Raw genomic sequence first — 23,945 nt, 5'->3', positions numbered from 1 at the left:
TCATTCTATCCGTTAACATCAAAGCCTTATCATTCTAGGGCCGCTAGGTCTTTGGTTAGGTGCCCCACTGCCGCCAAAAGAATCAAACTTGATGGTGAGACTGCCCATGAAATAGCGTTTGAGCACCGTTCCCTGAAAATCTTGGACAAAATCCTGCCCCGTGGTCCGTCGGGTGTTGATGTTCTGGTTGAGCAAATCATAGGCCAACACTTTGAGCGTAGCCTTCTTTTTGAATAGTTGAAGCCCTAGGCTCATGTTCCAAAAAATGGCATCCTTGTCGAACCCCGCTCCCAAATTACCATTGTAGCTATAGGTGATGTCATTGCCCCAGACCAAGTTTTGGGGCCAATAGGTGGTCAATCTAAACGTCAGGTTGTGGGTGGTAAAGTCGATATCGTCCACATTGTCCAGATTGTACCTCGTGGAATTGATGCCATAGGTATATTCAGGTTCTATTTCAATCATTTCCCTATAGTTGAACATAAGGCCCACTCTTGGGTTAAGGCTCACGTTCATGGCTTCCAACCGGCTCCCATTGGTAAAACCTACCTGTCTGTTGATGTTCACATTGGGGCTTAGGGTAAACTTGAAAGTGTACAGACTGTCCTTTTTGATCTGTTTGGAATAACTGACCCCTGCCCACATACTGTAATTGCCCCCCACATTCTCATAGGTGGTCGTCCGGATAAAGTCCTCATCGGTCGTGGTTATGGAAACCACTTTGTCCTTCTCAAAATTCATCCCGGAATAGACGAACAGCCCTGTTCTGTCTTTCCAATTGTAGTCGTTGTAATTGAGGTAAAGGCTATGGGTGACCTCTGGGCCCAAGTTGGGGTTACCGACGATAATGTTCAAGGGGTTGCTTACATTGGGAACGGGCTGTAATTGGTTCACTGAAGGCACATTGAGCCTTGTGTTATAGTTGATGCTTGCCCTTTTGCTGGTCCCTATATTGTAATTGAAATAGGAACCGAACAATAAGTTGCTGTAGTTCTTGGAAAAGGATGTAATCTGTATAAAATCCTCATTATCAAGTGCTATCTGTTCCATTCTGGCCCTGACATTGAACCTGAATTTCTTCCCGTTGGATCCTATCCCTATCTCGGGCACATGCTTCTTCGCATTGAAATCAAAGTCTGAGCTGAGGGTCGAGTTGTAAACATACTCTCCCGTACCTTCATCAAAATCGGAAACGGAACGCTCGTTCTTCTGCTCATTGTTGTTGTAGCTGTAACGAAAATCCAGATAAAGGTCCTTGTTCAGGGGTTGACGGAAGGAGGCCCCAAGTTCGTAGGAATCGTTGGCATTGTCAATCGTGGTCCTTTGGTCCAAGATCTGCTGGCTGGGATCGTCCCCATAAATGTTCCGTTCCGAGTTCAAAAAAGACTCCGAATCGTTCACCCGGTTGTTGTTTTCAAAATATACACGCACGTATTTCCCCAAAGTATCCAGTTTCTTCATCACTTCCAGCCTATTGCTGAAATTGCGTTGGAACCCGTCCGAAGTCTGCAAGGACATATTATCGTTGATGACATTTCCTTCCTCATCCGTGGAAATGGTGTTTTCCGAGTTGGTCGAATTGGTGTTGTTCACACTGAAATTGGGCTGTATGCTCACCCTAGTGGTCTTGTCCACATCAAATTCCAGGTTGGCCGTTGCCTGATTGGAAATGGTGGTACCCACAAAATTGGACTCGGTATCGGTAAAATAACTCCCGTCGGGCAAAATGTTTTCTCGTGCCGTCTTTTCATCATTATAGGAATCACTGAAGGCGTAGAAATAATTGCCGTCCATGCGGTATTTGTCCTTCTTTTGGTCCGCATAGCTGGTGCCAACGGTGGACGAGGTAGTGATTCCCTCCCCAAATCCAAAGGACATGTTTCCTATGGAAAAACTTCCATTTCGATTAAACCCTACACCTCCGCCCCTGGCATTTCCGACCATCTCATAGATCTCATCAAAGGAAAAACCTGGGTTGTTGATGTTGTTGCTACTCCCCAAGACACTTATCCGCTGGGTGTCGTTGAAATAGTTGACCAGTCCATTGGCCTGATAGCGATCGTCCGTACCATATCCGCCGGAAAGGCGTCCCATATATCCTTTTTTCTTGTCTTCCTTGAGCAAGAGGTTGATGGTCTTGTTCTCCCCATCACCTTCTTCCCCAATGAATTCCTGCTCCTTGGTCTTGCTATTGGTGATCTGGATCTTGCTGATCACATCCTTGGTAAGACTCTTGGTGGCCACTTTGGGATCCGTACTGAAAAATACCTGTCCATTCACCAAAACCTTGTTCACTTCTTTTCCATTGACCGTAATGGTACCGTCACTGGCCACTTCGACTCCGGGAAGCTTTTTGAGCACATCCTCAACCGTGGCATCGGGCCGGGTCTTGAAAGAATCAGTATTGAACTCCAACGTATCCTTCCGTATGGTGATGGGCACACGTTCTCCAACAAGGTCCACCCCTTCCAGTTCTTGGGCCCGTTCTTCCAAGGCAATGTTCTGAAGATCTAAACTTGGTTTCAGGTCCACTTCCAATGATCGCGACTTATAGCCATTATAGGAAATGCCCAATCTGGCCTTCTTGTAGGATGTTCGCCCTTCCAGTGTGAAATTTCCATCCGAATTGGTGATGGTGTAGCTGATCAGGACACTGTCCTTGACAGTCTCCGCATAAATTGTTGCCGCTTCAAGGGGAGTTCCATTGGTGGCATCAACGATTTTTCCCTTGATCAAGAAGTCTTGACCATAAGTTGACGTAAAAGAAAAAAAGAGGGAAACAAAAGCGAGATAGGTATAAATTCTTCTCAATGGGCTGTTTGTTTTTTTGGTTCATCTTGGTTTGGACTCCAAAATATTGGTTTGGTAAATTAAGAGAAGTCGATTTAACTAAACTTTGAGAAAAATTTATGGATAACTGCTCAAAATGTTATTTTTTTTACAATAAATGCAAGTCCTTTGCCCCATATATCAATTCAAAACAACCATCCGTAAACTTACCGGATCATCTTGTCCAATTTTAGCTATCTTGGTTGGGCAAAATCATGTCTAACCAATTCCAAGTTTTAACATGTCCCATTTTTTTAGAATTTTCTCTGTTTTCTTGCTGATTTTGGCCGTCTCCTGTAAAAAAAAGGGAGATTCCAGTGAAACCGATAACCTCTTCAAATTCAAGGACTACATCAGTTACCACACCCAGGGCAACCAAAGTATTTCCTCTCCCATCCATATTGCCCTGGCGCAACAGTTGGAGCAGTTTGAACTGACCCAGGAACTTCCAAAGGAATATCTGAAGATCTCCCCTAGCGTGGAAGGCAAACTGGTCATCGAAAATGGCCGTGAAATCACATTCCAGCCATCCGAATACCTCAAACCCAATACCGAGTATGTGGTGACACTGGCCCTGAACCAACTTTTTGAGGACATTAAAAGTGAGTTCAAAAAATACACCTTTAGTTTCAAGACCATTGCCCCAAACTTCAAGATCAACTTGGGGAACCTGCAATCGTACAGCAAGGACTGGCAATATCTGACGGGGACTTTGGATGCATCCGACATTTTGGAAGGGTCCAAAATAGGCAGTATCCTTTCCGTGAAGCAGGGGGACAAAGCAGTTGCCGTAAAATGGGACAATGCCTCTGAAAATGCACAATATTTCAGTTTCAAGATTGACAGCATCTCCAGAAAAACGGAAGATAGTGAACTGACCATCAGTTGGACAGGAAAGGAATTGGGCATCGAAAATGAGGGCTCTGAAAACTATACCATCCCCGGCCTGAACAAATTTGTAGTGGTCGATGCCAAGACCTCATCATTACCCAATGCAGTGCTGACCCTGAATTTCTCCGAACCCCTCAAACAGAATCAAAACCTGAACGGTCTGGTGACCATTGAAAATGCCGAGAATCTTCGGTATGAGATCGATGGCAATGTGTTGCGGGTCTATCCTTCCAACCGGATTTTGGGCGAAGTGCGCGTGAATGCCTTCGAGGGCATCAAAAGCGAATATGGCTTTGCCCTCAAAAATACCTTTTCCGAGCTGGTCTCCTTTGAACAGTTGAAACCCGCTGTCCGTCTTATTTCCAAAGGGACCATTTTGCCCAACGCAGCGTCCACGCCCATCTATTTTGAGACCGTGAACCTATCTGCCGTTGAAGTCCGGGTCATCCAGGTCTTTGAAAACAACATGCTCCAATACCTCCAAAACTATGAGCTCACCCAGGACTATGACCCTGATTTTCGACCTGTGGGACGAAGAGTGGCCTACAAAGTGATTCCCTTGACCGAAAACGGCAAGGAGAATTCCAGCTATTGGAAGGCCCACGCCTTGGATCTATCCAATTTGGTCAAAGTCCACCCAGGGTCCCTGTACCGTGTCGAGTTCAGTTTCAAAAAGGAACATACCACCTATGCTTGTGATAGACCCGAAACCACTGAAGAAACCGACACCGATTATGCTTCCCAAGACATGGACGATGAGTCCTTGGAAGAGCGCTACTGGGACAATGAGGTCTATTATTGGAGAAACTACGATTACAATTGGGAGGAACGTGAAAATCCGTGCCACAGGGCCTATTACAATTATGAGCGGATTGCTTCCACCAATCTTTTGGGCAGTGACCTTGGTCTGATCGTAAAAAAAGGGAAGAACCAATCCTATCATTTTGCGGCCACCAACCTATTGACCACCAAACCGGAGGCCAATACCAAGATCAAGCTGTATAATTTCCAGCAGCAATTGTTGGGCGAGGTCACCACGGACGAATCTGGGCTCAGCATCTATGACGGGGAAAAGAACGTTTCCTTTGCCGTGGCCGAAAAGAACAATAATTTCGCCTATGCCAAACTGGCTGATGGAAATGCACTGTCTCTCAGCACTTTTGATGTTTCCGGGGAAGAATTGCAACGCGGCCTGCAAGGGTTCATCTATACCGAGAGAGGTGTCCACCGCCCAGGCGATATCATCCACCTCACCTTTGCATTGGATGACAAGGCCAATCCCCTGCCCAAAGGGCACCCGGTAACTTTAGAGGTAAGCGATGCCCGTGGCAAACTGGTCCAACGCAATGTATTGACCGATGGAACTATACCAGTTTCCGAAGGATTGTTCGCCAAAAAAGAGGAAAACTTCTACTACTTCCCCATCCCCACACAAGCCGATGCCCCAACGGGCAACTGGTTCGCAAAGATCATTGTTGGCGGTGCCCAGTTCAACAAGTCCCTCAAAGTGGCCACAGTAAAGCCCAATCGCCTGAAAGTGGATTTCTCTTTCGACAATGAGGTACTGAAAGCCAACACCAACAATAGTGGAAAGGCCATCGTACAATGGTTGCACGGGGCACCTGCCCGTAACCTGAAAATCGACATCAACGCCACCTTGAACCAAGCATACAACCCGTTTCCAAAATTCAAGGACTATGTGTTCCAAGACCCGGCACGTGATTTCAATGAAACGGAACTCCAATGGATCTCTTCCAAACTGGATGCGAACGGGGAATTGGCCATCAACGAAAAAATCAATGTGAACGGCAATGCGCCCGGTATGTTGCAGGCTACCTTTACGACCAAAGTGTTTGAAGGCGGAGGGGATTTTTCCATCGATGTCTTCAACAAAAATGTGGCTCCTTACTCGCATTTTGTGGGACTTCGCTCTCCAGAAGCCAAACAATACGGTTCTTTCCTGACCGATGAGAACAACACCTTTGGTGTGGTCTCCGTAGACGATCAAGGCAGGCCATCCGGCAATCGAAAGCTAAAGGTGCAAGTATTCAAAATAGAATGGCGTTGGTGGTGGAACCGGGGGTACGACAATCTTTCCCGATATGAGAATGCCACCGTACACAGTCCATTCAAGGAAATGACAGTGACCACCGGCTCGGATGGAAAGGGCAGCTTCAACCTGAATGTGCCCGATGATGATGGTGGACGCTTCCTTATTCGGGTGATCGATGATGCTGGACACGCCACAGGGCGCACGGCCTATTTCTATCGTAATTGGTGGAGAAGACCTTCTGGCGATTCCGAAAGCTCCAAGATCTTGGTGTTCTCTGCGGATAAAGAGAATTACAAGTTGGGTGAACAGGCTACAATCACCTTCCCTTCGGACAGGGGTGGAAGGGCCTTGATCAGTATCGAAAACGGCACCGAAGTATTGTCCCAGCAATGGGTGGAAACTTCGGCCAAGGAAACCAAAGCTACCATTCCCATCACTGCGGAAATGGCACCGAATGCCTACATCAACATCTCATTGTTGCAACCTCACGGACAAGTGGCGAACGATATGCCCATCCGTTTGTATGGTGTAGTACCCTTGTTGGTGGAGAATCCAGCCACCTTGTTGGAGCCACAAATCTCCATGCCCGAAGTGCTGGAACCCGAGTCATCGTACAAAGTGACCGTTTCGGAAGGCAACAAAAAGCCCATGACCTATACTTTGGCCGTAGTGGATGATGGTCTATTGGACTTGACCCGCTTTAAAACCCCCGACATCCATGCTTCCTTCTACGCCCGACAAGCCTTGGGTGTAAAGACCTTTGATATTTTTGATGATGTGATGGGTGCCTACTCCGTGAGTGTGGATAACATTTACGCCATCGGCGGTGGCGGTATTGGGGAAGGAGCGAAAAACCGTAAGGCACAACGCTTCAAACCCGTGGTCACTTATTTGGGGCCATTCACCCTGAAAGCTGGCGAAAAGGCATCGCATACCATCAACATGCCCAATTACGTAGGCTCGGTACGCACCATGATCGTAGCTGGAAATAAAAACAGTGCTTACGGAAATGCCGAAAAAACCACGCCTGTCCGTAAACCTTTGATGGTACTGACCTCCATCCCTAGGAAATTGTCCCCCGGAGAGACCGTGACCATTCCTGTTACCGTATTCGCCATGGAAGCCAAAGTGAAAAATGTAAAGGTTTCCATCGATGCGGGGAAAGCTTTGGAGCCTATTGGAGAAACAACGAAGAACATTACGTTCAATGCCATTGGGGAACAGATCGTGAACTTCGATTTCAAAGTAAAACCTGCTTCCGCGTTCCAGACCATTACCGTATCGGCAAGTGGTGCCGGGGAAAGTGCGAGCAGCAAAACGGAGATCGATGTGGAAAACCCCAATCCCATCACCACCAAAAGCGAACTCTACACCATCGATGCCAATGGCAGTATGGCGATTCCATTTGAACCCTTTGGTACTTCGGGCACCAATGAGGCCTTTATCGAATTCTCGACCTTGCCCCCAATGGATTTCAGCAAGCGGATGGATTACCTGTTGAGATATCCCCATGGTTGTGTGGAGCAGACCACTTCGGCAGCTTTCCCACAATTGTTCTTGGTGGATGTGCTCGACATCACTTTTGAACGAAAAAAGGACATCGAGAAAAATGTAAAGGCGGCCATCAAAAAATTGGGTGATTTCCAAACCCCTGAAGGTGGACTCAGTTATTGGCCCGGTTACGGCAATGCCGACGATTGGGGGACCTCGTATGCAGGACATTTTATGTTGGAAGCCAAACAACAGGGCTATCAGTTACCGCTGACCTTCTTGTCCAACTGGTTGAAATACCAAAAAATGGCTGCCCGTCAATGGAGCAACCAAAGTTCAGGATACAACGACGATGTTTCCCAGGCTTATCGCCTCTATACTTTGGCCTTGGCACAGCAGCCCGAATTGGCCGCCATGAACCGTCTTCGCGAAGCCAAGAATCTTAGCAATGAGGCGAAATGGCGTTTGGCAGCTGCTTACGCACTGGCCGGAAAGAAAGAAGTGGCCCAAGAGATTGCCCAAAAGGCAAACATCAACTTTACGCCCAACAATTATAACTATAGAACCTATGGTTCTGTTTTCCGAAACAGGGCCATGGCATTGGAAACCATGGTGATTTTAGGGGATTCCAAGCAACGAGATTTGTCCGTTTCCTTGGCCAAGGACCTATCTTCCCAAAGTTGGTACAGCACCCAAGAAACTGCATTTGCACTTCTTTCCCTTTCCAAGATGGTGATGAAAAATGGTGGCAAATCCATCGATATTGCCTACACCAATAACGGAAAGGAGATTTCTGTAAAAACAGACAGGGCCATTGCGCAACGGGGGCTTACCATCACCTCCTTCAAAAATGAAATACAGGTGACCAACAAACAGGGCAACACTGTTTATGCCACTTTGACCCAGACCGGGAAATTGCCCGTGGGAGAAGAGCTGGCCCAACAGCAGAACCTGAACCTCAATGTGGCTTACAAGGACGCCTTGGGCAATGCGTTGGATGTTTCCGAGCTGCGACAAGGAACCGAATTCCAAGCAGTCGTCACGGTCTTCAACAATTCCAACGACTATGTTGAGAATGTGGCATTGACCCATATTGTGCCCAGTGGATGGGAAATCGTGGACACTTCCTTCGCGGGTGGTGTCGATGCCAATGCTGCCAAAGCGGATTATGTGGATACACGCGATGACCGAACACACTTGTATTTTGATTTGGGGGCAAAAAAATCGACCACCTTTACCATCAAACTGAATGCTTCTTTCCTAGGTGAGTATTATTTGCCCGGAGCCCAAGTGGAGGCCATGTACGATAACAACCACCAGGCGAGGAACAAGGGCAATTGGATCAAAGTGGTACAGTGATGAGTTTTGCATGAACGATTTTTGGGAACGATCAAAAAAATTTGCATACCGACATAAAATCAAGTTGGCCATTTTCATGGCCTTCTTGGTTTTGTGGTTGTTCTGTCTGCCCAAAAATCTTTTTGAGGACCCTACCTCAACGGTGGTCAACAGTTCCGATGGGGCCTTGATCGGGGCACGGATTGCCACTGACGGTCAATGGCGGTTCCCAGAAATAGACTCGGTTCCCAAACGTTTTGAAGAATGTGTCCTGATGTTCGAGGATGAATATTTTTACAAACATCCAGGTTTCAATCCCGTCTCTATTGTAAAGGCCATTGGGCATAACCTCACCAAAAAATCCCGAAGGGGTGGTAGCACCATCACCCAGCAAGTCATTCGGTTAAGCCGAAAAAACAAGTCACGAACCTATGGCGAAAAAGTGGTGGAAATCTTTATGGCCTCCCGATTGGAATTGAGGTCCTCCAAAAAAGAGATTTTGCGATTGTATGCGTCCCACACTCCATATGGTGGGAACGTGGTAGGATTGGAAACTGCCGCTTGGCGGTATTTTGGTATTCCTGCACATGAGTTAAGTTGGGGTCAGGCTGCGGCCCTTGCCGTATTGCCCAATGCCCCGGCACTCATTTTCCCGGGAAGGAACGAGCAAATACTCCTGGAAAAACGAAATAATCTGTTGAAAAAATTGAAGGACAAAGGTTCCATAGACGCCACAACCTATGACCTGGCCATTGCAGAACCCCTGCCCCAAAAACCAGTCCCTTTGCCCGATGTGGCACCCCATCTTACGGAACGTATCCGCAACGAACATCCCGGGGAACGCATCACCACTTCCATTGACAGGTCCTTACAGCAACGATTGAATCTTTTGGCCGAAAGGCACTATCGCCAGTTGAAGAGCAACGAAATCCATAATCTGGCCATTTTGGTACTCAATGTGGAAACCCGCAACGTTTTGGGTTATGTGGGCAATTCCCCATCGGGAGAAGAGCATGCCAACTACGTGGACATCATCACCAAAAGCCGAAGCACCGGTAGCACCTTAAAACCTTTTTTGTTCGCAGCTCTGTTGGATGAAGGTCAGTTGTTGCCCCATAGCTTGGTGGAGGATGTCCCGACCGTCATCAACGGCTATCATCCCCAAAACTTTGACAAAACCTATATGGGAGCCGTACCTGCCAGCAGGGCCCTGTCCCGCTCTTTGAATGTGCCGGCAGTGCGCTTGTTGCGGGGATATGGACTTCAAAAATTTTACAACAAGCTCCACAAAATGAACATGAAATCGTTGAACAGGCCTTCTTCCCATTATGGCCTTTCTTTGATATTGGGTGGGGCCGAAAGCTCCCTTTGGGAAGTTACAGAATCCTATGCCTCACTGGCATCGGGCCTGAACCATTATGTGACCCATTCCAGTACCTATCGTACCAACGAGTTTGTGAAAGCCAGTTATTTGGTTGAAGAAGAAATCGATTTTGGAAAACAGCAGTTCGACCCTCCCATTTTTGGCGCAGGGGCCATTTATGCCACCTTTCAATCCATGTATGAGGTGAACCGCCCCGAAGGGGATGAAAACTGGCACTTTTTTGATTCGTCACAACCCATTGCTTGGAAAACAGGAACCAGTTTTGGCTTCAAGGATGCCTGGGCGGTTGGGGTGACGCCGAAATATGCCATTGGGGTATGGGCCGGCAATGCCGATGGTGAGGGAAGGCCTGGCCTGACCGGAATCACCGCAGCTGCCCCTTTGTTGTTCGATGTGCTGGACGCCCTCCCACAAGGTGGATGGTTCCAAGAACCTTTTGATGACCTTCTGGAAGTGGACATTTGTTCGCAAAGCGGCTTTAGGGCCTCCGTTTTTTGTGACGATGTCAAAAAAGAATATGTGCCCACCCATGGCACTCGAAGTGGGCCTTGCCCTTTCCACCAGCAATTGTTCTTGGACGCTTCGAAAACCTATCGGGTCAACTCGGAATGTTATCCTTTGGAAAATATGGTGGCTCGAAACTGGTTTGTACTTCCTCCTACCATTGAGTACTATTATGCACTTTCCAACCCCAATTACAAACAGTTGCCGCCTTATATGGACAATTGTTCCGAAATGAACAACCAATTGATGGAATTCATCTATCCGAAAGCGAATGAAGCTGTATTGTTACCAAAAGACCTAGGAATCAGATCCCAAGACATCGTTCTAAAGTTGGCACATCAACAGAACAATGCGATTGTCTATTGGTATCTGGATGACACTTACATTGGGAAAACGGAAAACTTCCATGAACTGCTCTTGGGCATACAGCCCGGGGAGTATGTCCTTACCGCGGTGGACAATTCGGGCAACCGTATCCAACAAGAGGTGCAAGTCCGAAGGGCTTCGGAAGATTAGCCAGATATGCTACTTCTTCCGCATAAAAATGGTTATCGGCACTCCGGTAAAATCAAAGTTTTCCCGCAACTTATTCTCCAAGAAACGCTTATAGGGGTCACGTACATACTGCGGTAAATTGCAGAAGAACGCAAACTGTGGATATGGCGTTGGCAGTTGGGTACAGAACTTGATCTTCACATATTTGCCCTTGTAGGCCGGTGGCGGGGTGTTCTCGATAATGGGCAGCATGATATCGTTCAATTTTCGGGTCACGATCTTTTTTGAACGGTTTTTATACACATCCACAGCGGTCTCAATGGCCTTGTAGATACGTTGTTTGGTCATCACCGATATGAAAAGGATGGGAACATCCTCAAATGGGGAGATGGCCTCTTTGATCTTGGCCGTGTATTCCTTTACGGAGTTGGTATCCTTCTCCACCAAATCCCATTTGTTCACCAGGATCACAATGCCCTTGTTGTTTCGTTGGGCCAACCAAAAGATATTCTCCACCTGACCGTCAAAACCCCTAGTGGCATCCAACATCAAGATACATACATCGCAATGTTCAATGGCACGAATGGAGCGCATTACAGAGTAAAATTCCAAATCTTCCTTTACCTTGGACTTTCTACGGATACCTGCAGTGTCCACCAAATTGAACTCAAAGCCGAACTGGTTGTACCGGGTGTCGATACTGTCCCTAGTGGTTCCGGCAATATCGGTAACGATGTAACGGTCCTCCCCGATCAACGCATTGATAAAGGATGATTTTCCCGCATTCGGACGACCCACCACTGCAAAACGGGGCAGTTCACTTTCTTCCTCCTTCACATCGGGGAGCACCTCCACCAATGCATCCAACAATTCCCCGGTCCCACTGCCATTGATGCTGGACAGGGTGTAGTATTCACCCAATCCTAGGGCATAAAATTCCACGGCATCGGCCATTCGTTGGGGATTGTCCACTTTGTTCACGGCCAAAAAGACAGGTTTGTTGACTTTGCGCAACAGCTTGGCCACATCTTCATCCATGCCCGTGACCCCAGATTCCACATCCACCATAAAAATGATGGCATCGGCTTCCCCGATGGCCAACTCCACTTGCTTGTCGATTTCTTTTTCAAAGACATCATCGCTGCCCAATACGTATCCTCCCGTATCGATCAACGAAAATTCCTTGCCGTTCCAGTCACTTTTTCCATAATGGCGATCGCGGGTAACACCGCTCACAGCATCCACTATGGCTTCTCGACGCTGTATGAGTCGATTGAAAAAAGTGGATTTCCCTACGTTGGGTCTCCCTACGATAGCTACGATAGCTCCCATCTGCATTAAATTTTGGCAAAAGTACCATTTATTATGAAGAAAAAATGATACCTTTTTTTATCATTTTCAAACTGTTATGAGCGACCTGGCCAATGAAATCGTTTTAAGGCCCCGATTCCATGTCACCTTAAGGACCGATATGGAAACCTTGAAGCACACCTACGACACCCACAAAAAAGATGGTTTTTTGGTCAGTAGACTTGATGAGCATGTCTTTATCAAGTTCCGGAAGGCGGATACCAACTTCTGGACTCCCCAATTGCACCTCGAACTTTCTTCCTACGAACAGGGCGTGAGCAACATCCGAGGGGTATTTGGTCCCAACCCGACACTTTGGACGTTTTTCATGTTTCTCCATTTTGGGGTGGGCACCTTGTTCACGATCCTGGGTATCTTTGCCTACTCCAACCATTCCTTGGGGAAGGATATTACCTTTTTGATGGTGGGCATGTTCTTTTTGGTCGTGATCTGGTTTGCCCTTTATGGTTTTGGTCGGTTGGGAAAATCAAAGGGGGAAGGGCAAATGGAACAGTTGAAATCCATGTTCAGGGAAACCATAGCTGGTTTTCAAAAAGTCTGAAGCAATCTATCATCCGTTATATCCGAACCTTTTGAGCTGTTGGGCATTGCTGCGCCAATTTTTATTGACCTTTACATAGAGTTCGATGTGCACCTGCTTGTCAAAGAATTTTTCGAGATCCTTGCGGGACTCTACACCCACTCTTTTTAAGGCACTTCCCTTATGGCCGATAATGATTCCTTTTTGGGTGTCGCGCTCCACCATGATCACGGAGCGTATCCGGATAATGTCCTCATCTTCCAGAAATTCCTCGGTTTCCACTTCCACGGAATAGGGGATTTCCTTCTTATAGTGTAGCAAGATCTTTTCGCGGATGGTCTCGTTCACAAAAAATCGTTCGGGCTTGTCCGTCAATTGGTCCTTCGGGTAATAGGGAGGGGCCTCGGGCAAGAGTTCCAAAATACGTTCGAACACTTCCTTGACATTAAAGTTTTCCAGAGCGGATATGGGATGGATCTCGGCATTGGGCAGAAGGTCTTTCCAGTATTGTACCTGCTCTTCCAACACTTGCTGGTCCGAGGTGTCAATTTTATTGAGCAGCAACAATACCGGAATTTGACTGTGCTGTATCCTTTTGAAAAAGTTTTCGTCCTTGAGGGCCTTTTCACCAATTTCGACCATATAGAGAAGCACATCGGCATCCTCAAAAGCAGATTTCACAAAATCCATCATGGAAGTCTGGAGTTCGTAGGCCGGCTTTATGATGCCCGGGGTATCGGAAAGAATCACCTGAAAGTCGTCCCCATTGACAATGCCCAGGATCCTGTGCCGTGTTGTCTGTGCCTTGGAAGTGATAATGGACAGTTTTTCGCCCACAAAAGCGTTCATCAACGTGGATTTCCCCACATTGGGGTTGCCTATAATATTTACAAAACCTGCCTTATGTGCCACTTTCCTTCTTTTTTATAAAATACTGCTTGGATGCCGCATTCACTTTGGGTGCAAGGTACAACACTGCGATCATATTGGGTATCACCATGAGCGCATAAGATAGATCGATAAGATTTTTTACCAAATCCAAAGAGGCCACCGTGGCAAAAATGACCATCACCACAAAGAATACGTTGTACCACTTTCCAATTTTTGGGGTGGTGAGAAACGAAAGACACTTAACTCCATAATAGGAATAGGTGAACAAGGTGGAAAGTGCAAATGCCGTGACAATGACCATCAAAAGGATGTCCCCAAACCCATAGAGGGTCTTTTCAAAAGCGGACATGGTCATGGTGATGCCACTGCCATCCTCCAGATAGGCCCCACTCAAAATGATGACCACCGCGGTGAACGTACAGACCATGATGGTATCGATGAAAGGGCCCAACATGGCCACCAACCCTTCCTTTGTGGGCTCATCGTTTCGGGACTGCCCGTGGTACATGGGTGCACTTCCCAGACCTGCCTCATTGGAGAACATGGCGCGGCGCACACCGACAATCACAAGGCCCCAAAAGCCCCCAGTGACTATGGTATCGAAATTCCAGGCTTCCACAAAGATCATTTTGAGGGCAGGAAGCACTTGCCCTGCATTGTTTGCCATGACAAAAATCACAGCTATGAGATATACGCCTACCATGAAAGGAACAATGGCCGATGCCACCTTCGCGATTTTTGAAAGTCCCCCAAAAATGACAATGGAGGTAACAATTGCCAAAAGAAAACCAATTCCCAGTTTCCAGTTGAACTCACTGGCCACAAAAAGGGTTTCCTGCGGTTTCACCACTCCCATGAAGGCTTCCGTGAACTGATTGGCGGTAAAGACCCCCAAAAACCCGAAGAGTCCACAGATACTGAAAAAAACGGCCATGGGCCGAGCCCATTTCCCCATTCCCTTGGTAATATAAAACATGGGGCCGCCCTGTAATTTTCCATCGCTGTCGGTATCCCGGAACATGATGGCCAGGCTACCGGAATAAAATTTGATCCCCATGCCCAAAAGAGCGGTCATCCAGATCCAAAAAACAACCCCTGGTCCGCCATCATGGATGGCAATGGCCACACCCGATATGTTCCCCAGACCCACCGTGGCCGCCACAGCTGCCGACAATGCCTGGAACGAGCTTACATCGCCTTTGGCGTTTTTGTCATCGTACTTGCCAGAGACCACGGCTATGGCATGGCCAAAATAGCGGTAGGGCACAAACTTGGAATAAAAAACCAAGAAGAGTCCCCCACCAATGAGCAGGATGAACATGGGCCATTCTGTGTAGGGCAAAACCCAGGACAGAAAATCGTTGATTGTTTTCATAAAGTCAAAAGTCCGAATTTATGGATTTTAGACTGGAAAGACCCTAATGAAGAAGGAATATTGACTTTCATTTGGAAATGATGTAAAAAGGGTTGTATATTTGCCGTCCATATCGCGGGATAGAGCAGTAGGTAGCTCGTCGGGCTCATAACCCGAAGGTCACTGGTTCGAGTCCAGTTCCCGCTACTAAAAGAAAAGCCATTCAAATTGAATGGCTTTTCTATTTTCAATACCCTGTTTATAAACTATTTGATGACCAGAACCGCGTAGTAGATAGCCATCATCAAAAAAAGGAGCAGGCTTATGGCCAAAAACCGCAACGACCTGTTCACATACCTGAATTTTTGGTCGGCAATTTTTGAAATTATAAAGATCTGCTGCCCCAATTGATCGAACAGTTCCTCTTCTTTCAGACTCAAGCGATAGAAACTTTTTGAAAAATCGTTGATTGTCCCAAACTTTGAAATCACATCGCCAAAAAAGAACATGTTCTTCTCATACTTTCCTTCAATGCGCGGCATAAAACAGCGAATACTGAAGTAAATGGACACGACTGTGGCCAAAAACCAAAATGCCATAAAAACATATAACACTATTTGATGTGCACCTTGGGAAAACAGTAGATCTATCTTTTGAAAGATAAAATTGAGCAGGATCCCATAAAAGGAAAGCAACAGGCCCGCTTTTATTTCCGATGCCCTGATCAACCCCAGAACATAGTTGATGCTGCCCCAATAATGGTCCACCAGCTCCTCCGCATGCCCCCTCGACTCCATTTGTTTCAGGAATTCACGTTGAAATATTGGCATTTGCTCATTTTGTTCCTTGTCCATATCCAGCTTTGGCTTTCCGTTTGAAATAATCCATTGTCCACAGGTCATACCGAACCATCCATTTACTTCTGGGGCTGTATGTTCTGATTGACCCTAAAGAAGTTGTTGGGATCATATTTCCCTTTGATCTGGGTAAGGCGATCATAGTTTACCTTATAACTGGCCTTTATGCGCTCCTGTCCTTCGTCCATGATAAAATTGAGATAAGCACCCCCCATGGAATATGGATGCAGGGCCTCCCAATACTGCTTGCACCAATCGGTTATTTTTTGGGCATTGGCCGGATCTGGATCCACACCTACAATGACACCTGCATATTTGGCATCCCTATTGGCCCATGGCGTATCCTGCTTCCCTACCCTGCTGGCCGCTCCACTGATCGGGTACAGGTGCATTTGGGAAAGTGGTGTCGGAATTTTGGACCCAAATTCCAAATGCTTCGCCCGTACTTCGGGGCCCAGTTCGTCAAAATAATCGGCCCTCCAATACCATTGAAGACCATGGGGGAGCATTCCATCGAACAAGGTCTGAAGGGAGGGATAGGGCATTTCACCAATGTGTTGGAATATGGGCCCCATGTCCATCACTGGTCTGAACACTTCTTCCTGCTTTTTGGGGTCTCCCAAATAGGACCAGACAATACCACAGAACATTTTGTTGTGCAATGCTTCTGGGAACGGTGGACCGGGAATCACCATGGTCGCAATAAATCCATTGAGTTCATCTGGAGCTTCATTGATAAACGAGTGGTACCATTCCATCACCTCATCAATCTTTTCGATGGGCCATAGCGTGGGACCTCCAATGACATTCTTTACCGGATGGGCTTGAAACTTGAAGGACGTAACGATTCCAAAGTTGCCCCCACCTCCTCGAATGGCCCAAAAGAGATCGGTATGTTGTTTAGCATTGACGGTCACGAAGGAACCATCGGCCAAAACCATGTCCGCCTCCAATAAATTATCGATGGTAAGTCCATACTTTCGGGAGAGATAGCCGACCCCTCCGCCAAGGGTAAGACCACCCACCCCTGTGGTGGAGATGATACCTGCCGGAACCGCCAAACCGAACGGATGTGTGGCATGATCCACTTCGCCCCACAAATTTCCGCCACCGACCCTTACGGTACTGTGCTCCACATCCACATGGACAAACTTTATACCGGAAAGGTCGATCACCATCCCGTCATTGCAAAGTCCGAGACCGCCACCATTGTGTCCGCCTCCCCTAACAGCGACCAAAAGATTGTGTTCCCGGCCAAAATTCACGGCATAGATCACATCCGCTACATCCACACACATGACAAACAGGCCCGGACGCTTATCTATCATGGCATTATAGATCTTTCGGGTCTCGTTGTACTTTTCATCGTTCGGGAAGATCAATTCTCCCCTGATCTGGCTTGCAAACGCATCCAATACACTGGAATCCAATTCATTGATTTTTGTTGACATGGTTATTTATTTAAGTGATTATTAGTTGATATCTGTATCCGGTTTCTAAACTGTTTTGATATGGGTTCTTGCGCTGGACTTCATGGTATCGATCACAAAATCCAGGGCCGTGTTCCATGCTTCCAAGGTTCGGGATGTTTTATTCTGTCCCAAAACCTCATCTATGGTCTCTATCATGGATTGCTTCACTACGGGATAATATTCTTCCTTGACACCATAGTGCACATGGCTTTGACCCAGCTTTTCCAATCCTCTTTTTAAATGCTCCGGCCTTGAAAGGGAATACACAATGCCCCCTAACATATGGGTCAGCAACCTTCCCTGATCGGTCATGTTGTTTCGGAACAAGGCTCTCACGAAAGGGGCCAATGCAAAAACTTTATCGTAGAAGATTTTGGCAAATCGTTCCTCATCGGCCAACATAAGGTTCATGGAAGATTGCAGCTCCAGTTGAAGGTCCGTTGCTTTGAACCCAATAAGTTCATAAAGGTTCAAAGGGTTGTCCTTTCCCGCCAACTTGTTCAGGAAGTTTTGTCCGACCACTACGGAGTCCTTATCCACATTCTCATAAACGGTATCGGATATGAGTATGTTCGTGTTGGTAGCCTTGGTCTCATTTTGAATTCTACTGGCCACGTTCACTGGGTCCCCGATCACGGAGAACTGTTTATGGGTAGGATGGCCGAGATGACCGATAAAGGCATTGCCAAAATTGATGCCGATACCCGACTTTAGTTTTATCTCGATGTCCTTCAGATCGGATCGGTTCAATGCATCCAGGGCATATTGCATCCCCAAGGCCGCCCGAATGGCATCTTCACAATTTTTCTTTGCCGTACCTCCAGTGGTACCGAACACACCCACTATTTCATCGCCCACATATTGATAGATCACCCCATTGTTCATCAATATAGGCTCTCCCAAAGCCGTATAGAACTTGTTCAACATATAGGCGATGTCAAAATTGAGGTTGTGGGAGGATAGGTTGGTGAAATTTCTAATGTCGCAAAAAAGGATGGCTATCGGCCTTTCCTCTGCCCGGCCGGTCGGCACCAGCTCCTTTTGGAGGTTATTGACCTCCCCGCTCGACCAGATCAATCGCTGGACGGTAACATCACCCGTGGGTCTGGCCTGACACGCCAAACGAATCGACGGGTCCCATTTTCGTGCATGGCAGCTACTTTTTTCAAACTCCGTCTTTGGGCTCAAATTCTGTACCCCATCCAAAATCCTTACCCTGCAGGTGGTACAAAAACCATTGCCCCCACATTCATGCAAGTGCGGAATTTTGTTCTTAATCGAAATATCCAACAGGGTATCGGTAAGGGAAGTCGATTCCACTTGTCTGTTGATGGCTGCATAGGTGATCGTATGGGTCATTGTGTCAGAATTAAAGGTTGATACTTGGCATGGATTCGATAGCACCAAAATTAGATTTACACCTTCTCCTTTTTTACACCCTATTCTGTGATTTTTAAAAATCCTCCTTTTGTCAGAGCTGGCATCACACAATTGTGTGATATTGATAATCATGGTTTTATGTGTTGTCCAAGCTTTAGAATTCGATAACTTTAACCTTGTTGAAACCTTACATCAATACACCTTAAAAAATATGTTGGCAAAACGGCTGTTCCTCTTATTCATACTCTTCGGGTTCCATTATGCCATGGGCCAGTCAAAGGAATTGGACAGTTTGCGCATGGCCGTCAAGAGCATGCCGGAAGATTCCCTAAAGTGTGAAGCCTATTTGAGGATTGCATATTTGTTATACGATGGCGAAGAGTCCATACAAAACGCATCGCTAGGGTTGGCCTTGGCCAAAAAATTGGGAAGTCCCAGACTCACTGGAAAGTCTTTTCACCGATTGGGTTGGTGCCTCGATTATGATCAGATGGATAAAAAAACTGCCTATCTGGACAGTGCTACGGTCTATTTTTCCCGAATAAATGACCTCTACGGATTGGGCAATGTTTATGATACCCGAGGGGCGATCCTCCTAAACTATGGCTCTTTGGCTGAGTCGCAGAGAGCCTTTCAACAAGCATACGATCTTTTCTCCAAAATACCCAACGAGGAACGAAAGGCAGGTATCTTGAACAATTGGGCTATTGCCGAATATACTGGGGGAAATTCCGCAGAGGCATTAAAAAAATTTCAAAAAGCATTGGAGTATAGGTTGACGGAAAATCCCATTTCCCATATCGACATTGCCAGACTCTATCAAGGGATGGGGGAATGCCACAGAATGCACGGAGATTACGATTCGGCGGTATCGGAGTACCTCAAAGGTTATGGGCACAGGAAAGAAGCCTCCGACGTCGGCGTAGTTGAATCCATGATGAGCATAGCCTCAACCATCTATGAGGCAGCTGAAAAGCAACGGGACACTATTGCATTGATCAATTTGATAAAGGCGCATGGTTTTGTCAGTTCCATGGACCTCATCAATAAGGCCGAGCAAACTCCAGGTCTTTTTGATAGGGTCGGCCTGCAGAATTACATCATCGACATTAGGCGACAATACCTTCTCTTGAACAACAACTATAAGGCTGCCTATGAAATGCTCCTTAAGCAAAAGGAAATGGAGGAGGAATACAAACTGAGTGAAAGTAGCCTTGAAGCCTTGGCGAACATGAAAATCAAATTTGAAAAGGACCAATTGAAAATACAGTTATTGGAGGAAGAGGTGTTGAACCAAAAAAAACAAGATCACGTGAACATGTTGTTATACTCATTGGGAGGACTGCTTTTAGTATCCCTAATCGGTTTTTTATATTATAAAAACAGGATGAAGACCGCCCAGTTGGAACTCCATGAATCCCAAAGGGAACAACAGATCATCTCCATGCGGTCCATGCTGGAAGGACAGGAAAAGGAGCGTTCCAGGATTGCCCGTGACCTTCATGATGGATTGGGGAATTTGTTGTCCAGTCTAAAAGTGAACATCGGTAGCCTGCAGATCAATTTTGATGATACCAATTCGAAGAAAATATACGGTTCAGCCAGTCAGATGATCGATGAAGCCTGTACCGAGGTGCGCAAAATTGCCCACGAAATGATGCCCCAATCCTTGAAAAAATTGGGATTGAGAAAAGCGATAGAGGACCTGGTCTCAAAAATGGATGCCATTCATGGTTTCCATGCCGAGTTCCACGTCCATGGAAAAGAAAAGATCTTTGATGACAATACCAACATCATGCTGTTTCGAATCGTACAGGAAGCCCTCAACAATATCGTAAAGTATGCCGAAGCAAAAGAAGTTTCGGTGCAGATCACTTATAGCGATCGTTGGTTTGACCTTACCATTGAGGACGATGGAATTGGGTTCGATCCCAAAGCCCTAAAGGACGATAAGGGAATGGGGCTGAAAAGCATCGCTTTCAGGGCCGAGTTCATCGGAGGTGCGTTTGACATCAATAGCCGACCGGGCATGGGAACCTTGGTGACCATTAACATCCCCTTGGGCAAAATGAATCATGTTTAGATAAAAAAAACAACCCTATGGAAAAAATCAAGGTACTGTTAGCGGACGACCACCAAATCATGTTGGATGGCCTAAAGGCCATTTTGACCAAGGATAGGTCATTGAGCGTAGTTGGCACCGCCTGCAATGGTCTTGAAGTGTTGGAATTCCTCAAAAAGGAACCTGTGGACGTACTGTTATTGGACCTTCAAATGCCGGCCATGGATGGACTGGAAACCACCATGCATGTAAAAAAATCGTTTCCGGAGGTAAAGGTCATCATGCTCACCACCAATGATGAGGGCAGTATCATCACCTCTTTGTTCAAGGTGGGCGCCAATGGATATCTGCTCAAGAACGCCTCCAAGGAATACCTCATCCAAGGGATAAAGGATGCCCATGATGGGAAGAAGGTCCTGAGTTCCCATCTGACGGAAAAAATGATAGAAAGCCTGACCGAGGAGCCCAAAAAAATGGATGGGGACATCCCCATGATCACCAAGCGCGAAATCGAGGTGATCAAATTGATCGCCCAAGAGCATACCACCCAAGAAATCGCGGACCTCTTGTTCGTAAGCGCCAATACCGTGGCCACCCACAAACGGAACCTTTTTGTGAAAATGGATGTGAAGAACTCCGTTGGCATGATCAAAAAAGCAGTGGATTGGGGACTTATTTAGTACTATTGATCACCATGGCAACAGATGGGATTAGCTGCATATAAAATCCTTAAAGTTGATTTTCCTTAAAAAAAGTACGGGGCCAACGCCCCGTACCAAATCAAATCCATTTTGAGCCAAGTAACACCTGCTCCTTGAATAGGGTTTATATGTTCTTGCTCCTCAGCAAAGCGGTTTTCACGGCCTGCCCACAATCCAATATTCCTCCAGTCCCGGAGAGCATGTTCAAGGGTACTTTTTGGTTTCCACCCGGTTGGTACACTTCATGCTCCACAGTTCTTACACTTTCCAATATGATGTCCTTGAGTTCCTGTGACGAAAAATGTGGAAAATGGGACTTTAACAGGGCAGCAAGACCCGTGACCATGGGAGCGGCCATGCTGGTCCCGCTGAAATATGCATAAGAATCATTAGGGGTTGTCGAATAAATCTGTGCCCCGGGTGCCACCAAATCCACTTGCTCCTTTCCATAGTTTGAAAAATTGGCGACAAAGCCTTCGTCAAAATGATGGGTAGTAGCCCCGACCTCAATCCAATTTTTTGCTTCTTTGGGCCCAAAAAGAGTTCCCCTTTCAAAATACTTGTTGGGAAAATTATTGTTTCCATTGAGCTTCCTAGCCGAATTTCCAGCTGCATGGATTATCAGGACATCTTTTCTGTGCGCATACCTCACCGCTTCATCCACCCATTCCTTTTTCCAGCTATAATCCTTTCCAAAGCTTAGATTGATGATATCGGCCCCATTGTTCACCGCATATCTAATGGCATTGTCAATATCCTTGTCCCTTTCATCCCCATCGGGAACCGCCCTAATGATCATCAGTTCCACATTCTCGGCAATCCCGTCCATGCCCAGACCATTGCCCCTGATCGCTCCGATGATGCCCGCGACGTGTGTACCATGGGATGGGTCCGGTCCTTTTACGTCATTGTTCCCATAGGACCTTTGCTCTTTATTGGTGATGTTGTCCCCAACAATATGCCGGGAATCATAATACGGGTTGTAGTAATAATCCAAAGACTTGGAATAAAACGCATACGCTTCCCTGACCTGGGATTCAACAAAATCAACATCTTTTCCCTCTTTTTTGGCATTCAGCAGCAGTTTTCCCACACTGGACAAACTTCCCATTTGTCCAATGACCTGCTCCAAACTCTGCGTTGAAGCATCTACTTTGGATTTGATGGTCTCAATATCTGACAGGTATTTTCCATAAAGATCTTTTTTCTCCTCAGCTTCCTTTTTATGGATATGGTACGCCCTTTTTGCGTCTTCGTACATCTCCCTGCTTCCTGGATAGTTTTTTCCGGCGCTGGCAATCCTGGTCTCGATCAAGGTTTCATTTTCAACATTGTCCCCATTTGGGAACCCAATGAAGTTCCAGCCATGGATGTCGTCCACATATCCATTTTTATCATCATCGATCAGATTGCCTGGGATCTCATCCGTATTTACCCAGATTTTCGTGCGCAGATCCTCATGCAAATAATCAACACCGCTGTCTATAATGGCAACAACCACCTTTTCCGATTTTCTGTTCTGCAACAGTTCGTAGGCCTGTTCCAAATGTATTCCCGTGTCACCGTCCAATTGATGCCAATCCTTTTTGGGCATTGTGTCTTGGCCAAAAGCAAATTGGCCCACTAGAAGTCCAAGGACCGGAATCAGTCCGCAACAATTTTGAATCGTTTTTTTAATCATGCTTTTCATGTCTTTTGATTTTTGATTAATACTAGAGTTATGGGAGAGGTTCCTTTTGGTTGTTTTAAGATTATTTTAAGAATTAAGAAAATGAAAAAAGGCGTCCTACCGGACGCCTTTTGACAAACCACCAATCAAACCCTAAATCAATTGATATGTGGTGCATCATCTTCCAAAAAACCGGTTCTTCTATGACCACCAAATCTGTAGATCGTTCCAGGATCCCAATCAAACTCGGCCTCAAAATAGATACTGTCCACAACGGTTTCTGTCCCAAAAGATCTGCCACCATCGGTGATGATCTTTCCATTGCTCACGGTCACCGTACCTTCTGTGTAGAGTTCCTCGGAATTTGCCTCCCCTGAAAAGGTCAGCGCATCAAAATTGGCTTGGACCTTTGTCTTGATCTCAAAGAAAGCCCCATGGTCATCTATCCAGAAATTTTCATCGTTTGAAGCTGTATTATAGGTGGAGTACAACACATAATCCCCGCCATAGGCAATACTTCCATCTTCAAAATACCCCACGATGAACCAGTCCCCTGCAAAATCGACAGTCGTGGTGAATCCTGGATCGGGATCGCCGCCCTCATCACAAGATGTTAGGGACATGACAACCACAAGTGCCAAAAAGAATTTCAGTTTATATATATTCTTCATGTTTTTGATGTT

14 protein-coding genes and 1 tRNA gene are annotated in these 23,945 nt (G+C 46.5%); 6 read left to right on the top strand and 9 right to left on the bottom strand.

Translation table 11 applies throughout. The features are described 5' to 3' along the window. Nucleotides 1-18: 18 nt before the first annotated feature. Nucleotides 19-2,811, bottom strand: coding sequence for an outer membrane beta-barrel protein (locus tag D2V93_RS14895; protein WP_245978250.1), 2,793 nt, complete (start codon nucleotides 2,809-2,811; stop codon nucleotides 19-21). Between the two features lie 259 nt (nucleotides 2,812-3,070). Between D2V93_RS14895 and D2V93_RS14890 the strand changes: the two genes are divergently transcribed. After that, nucleotides 3,071-8,623, top strand: a complete 5,553-nt coding sequence (locus D2V93_RS14890) for an alpha-2-macroglobulin family protein (RefSeq protein ID WP_119619950.1) — start codon at nucleotides 3,071-3,073, stop codon at nucleotides 8,621-8,623. Nucleotides 8,624-8,699: 76 nt separating this feature from the next. After that, nucleotides 8,700-11,006, top strand: a complete 2,307-nt coding sequence (gene pbpC, locus D2V93_RS14885) for a penicillin-binding protein 1C (RefSeq protein ID WP_245978249.1) — start codon at nucleotides 8,700-8,702, stop codon at nucleotides 11,004-11,006. A 9-nt stretch (nucleotides 11,007-11,015) separates the two neighbouring features. On the opposite strand, the gene der is transcribed toward pbpC, so the two are convergent. After that, the gene (gene der, locus D2V93_RS14880; RefSeq protein WP_072875600.1) at nucleotides 11,016-12,317 is read right to left on the bottom strand and encodes a ribosome biogenesis GTPase Der; all 1,302 of its coding nucleotides are present in this window, start codon (nucleotides 12,315-12,317) and stop codon (nucleotides 11,016-11,018) included. Between the two features lie 76 nt (nucleotides 12,318-12,393). Here der and D2V93_RS14875 point away from each other — a divergent pair, with 76 nt between their 5' ends. Beyond that, nucleotides 12,394-12,897: a GTP-binding protein gene (locus tag D2V93_RS14875; protein ID WP_119619948.1), complete on the top strand. Its 504-nt coding sequence runs from the start codon at nucleotides 12,394-12,396 to the stop codon at nucleotides 12,895-12,897. Between the two features lie 9 nt (nucleotides 12,898-12,906). Here the strand turns inward: D2V93_RS14875 and era are convergent, their stop codons facing one another. Together era and D2V93_RS14865 are read right to left on the bottom strand one after the other, a co-directional pair. Further along, on the bottom strand, nucleotides 12,907-13,788 hold the full coding sequence (era, locus tag D2V93_RS14870; protein WP_072875603.1) for a GTPase Era: 882 nt from the start codon (nucleotides 13,786-13,788) through the stop codon (nucleotides 12,907-12,909). Then, on the bottom strand, nucleotides 13,778-15,142 hold the full coding sequence (locus D2V93_RS14865) for an alanine/glycine:cation symporter family protein (protein ID WP_119619947.1): 1,365 nt from the start codon (nucleotides 15,140-15,142) through the stop codon (nucleotides 13,778-13,780). Before D2V93_RS14865 ends, era begins: the two co-directional genes overlap by 11 nt. Before the next feature lie 113 nt (nucleotides 15,143-15,255). Between D2V93_RS14865 and D2V93_RS14860 the strand changes: the two genes are divergently transcribed. Beyond that, nucleotides 15,256-15,328 (top strand) — tRNA-Met (locus D2V93_RS14860). A gap of 59 nt (nucleotides 15,329-15,387) precedes the next feature. Here the strand turns inward: D2V93_RS14860 and D2V93_RS14855 are convergent. The 3 genes from D2V93_RS14855 to D2V93_RS14845 form a co-directional block, all read right to left on the bottom strand. Next, complete coding sequence (locus tag D2V93_RS14855; RefSeq protein ID WP_119620002.1) at nucleotides 15,388-15,951, bottom strand: Pycsar system effector family protein; 564 nt, start codon at nucleotides 15,949-15,951, stop codon at nucleotides 15,388-15,390. Nucleotides 15,952-16,037: 86 nt separating this feature from the next. Continuing rightward, nucleotides 16,038-17,429 (bottom strand): FAD-binding oxidoreductase, encoded by a 1,392-nt coding sequence (locus D2V93_RS14850; protein ID WP_119619946.1) that lies wholly within the window; start codon nucleotides 17,427-17,429, stop codon nucleotides 16,038-16,040. A gap of 45 nt (nucleotides 17,430-17,474) precedes the next feature. Continuing rightward, nucleotides 17,475-18,809, bottom strand: a complete 1,335-nt coding sequence (locus tag D2V93_RS14845; protein WP_182850002.1) for an adenylate/guanylate cyclase domain-containing protein — start codon at nucleotides 18,807-18,809, stop codon at nucleotides 17,475-17,477. A 232-nt stretch (nucleotides 18,810-19,041) separates the two neighbouring features. Here D2V93_RS14845 and D2V93_RS14840 point away from each other — a divergent pair, with 232 nt between their 5' ends. Both D2V93_RS14840 and D2V93_RS14835 read left to right on the top strand, forming a co-directional pair. Beyond that, entirely contained in the window at nucleotides 19,042-20,913 is a 1,872-nt protein-coding gene (locus D2V93_RS14840; RefSeq protein ID WP_182850001.1) for an ATP-binding protein, read from the top strand. Nucleotides 20,914-20,930: 17 nt separating this feature from the next. Next, nucleotides 20,931-21,572: a response regulator gene (locus tag D2V93_RS14835; protein WP_119619943.1), complete on the top strand. Its 642-nt coding sequence runs from the start codon at nucleotides 20,931-20,933 to the stop codon at nucleotides 21,570-21,572. Between the two features lie 145 nt (nucleotides 21,573-21,717). On the opposite strand, the gene D2V93_RS14830 is transcribed toward D2V93_RS14835, so the two are convergent. After that, nucleotides 21,718-23,283, bottom strand: a complete 1,566-nt coding sequence (locus tag D2V93_RS14830) for a S8 family peptidase (RefSeq protein ID WP_119619942.1) — start codon at nucleotides 23,281-23,283, stop codon at nucleotides 21,718-21,720. 137 nt (nucleotides 23,284-23,420) lie between these two features. Beyond that, nucleotides 23,421-23,933, bottom strand: a complete 513-nt coding sequence (locus D2V93_RS14825) for a lipid-binding protein (RefSeq protein ID WP_119619941.1) — start codon at nucleotides 23,931-23,933, stop codon at nucleotides 23,421-23,423. Between the last annotated feature and the right edge of the window lie 12 nt (nucleotides 23,934-23,945).

Origin of the sequence: Flagellimonas taeanensis (assembly GCF_003584105.1) — a bacterium.
GTDB lineage: Bacteria > Bacteroidota > Bacteroidia > Flavobacteriales > Flavobacteriaceae > Flagellimonas > Flagellimonas taeanensis.
The sequence above is the reverse complement of the archived record's forward strand: the minus strand, read 5'-3'. Positions and strand labels throughout refer to the sequence as shown.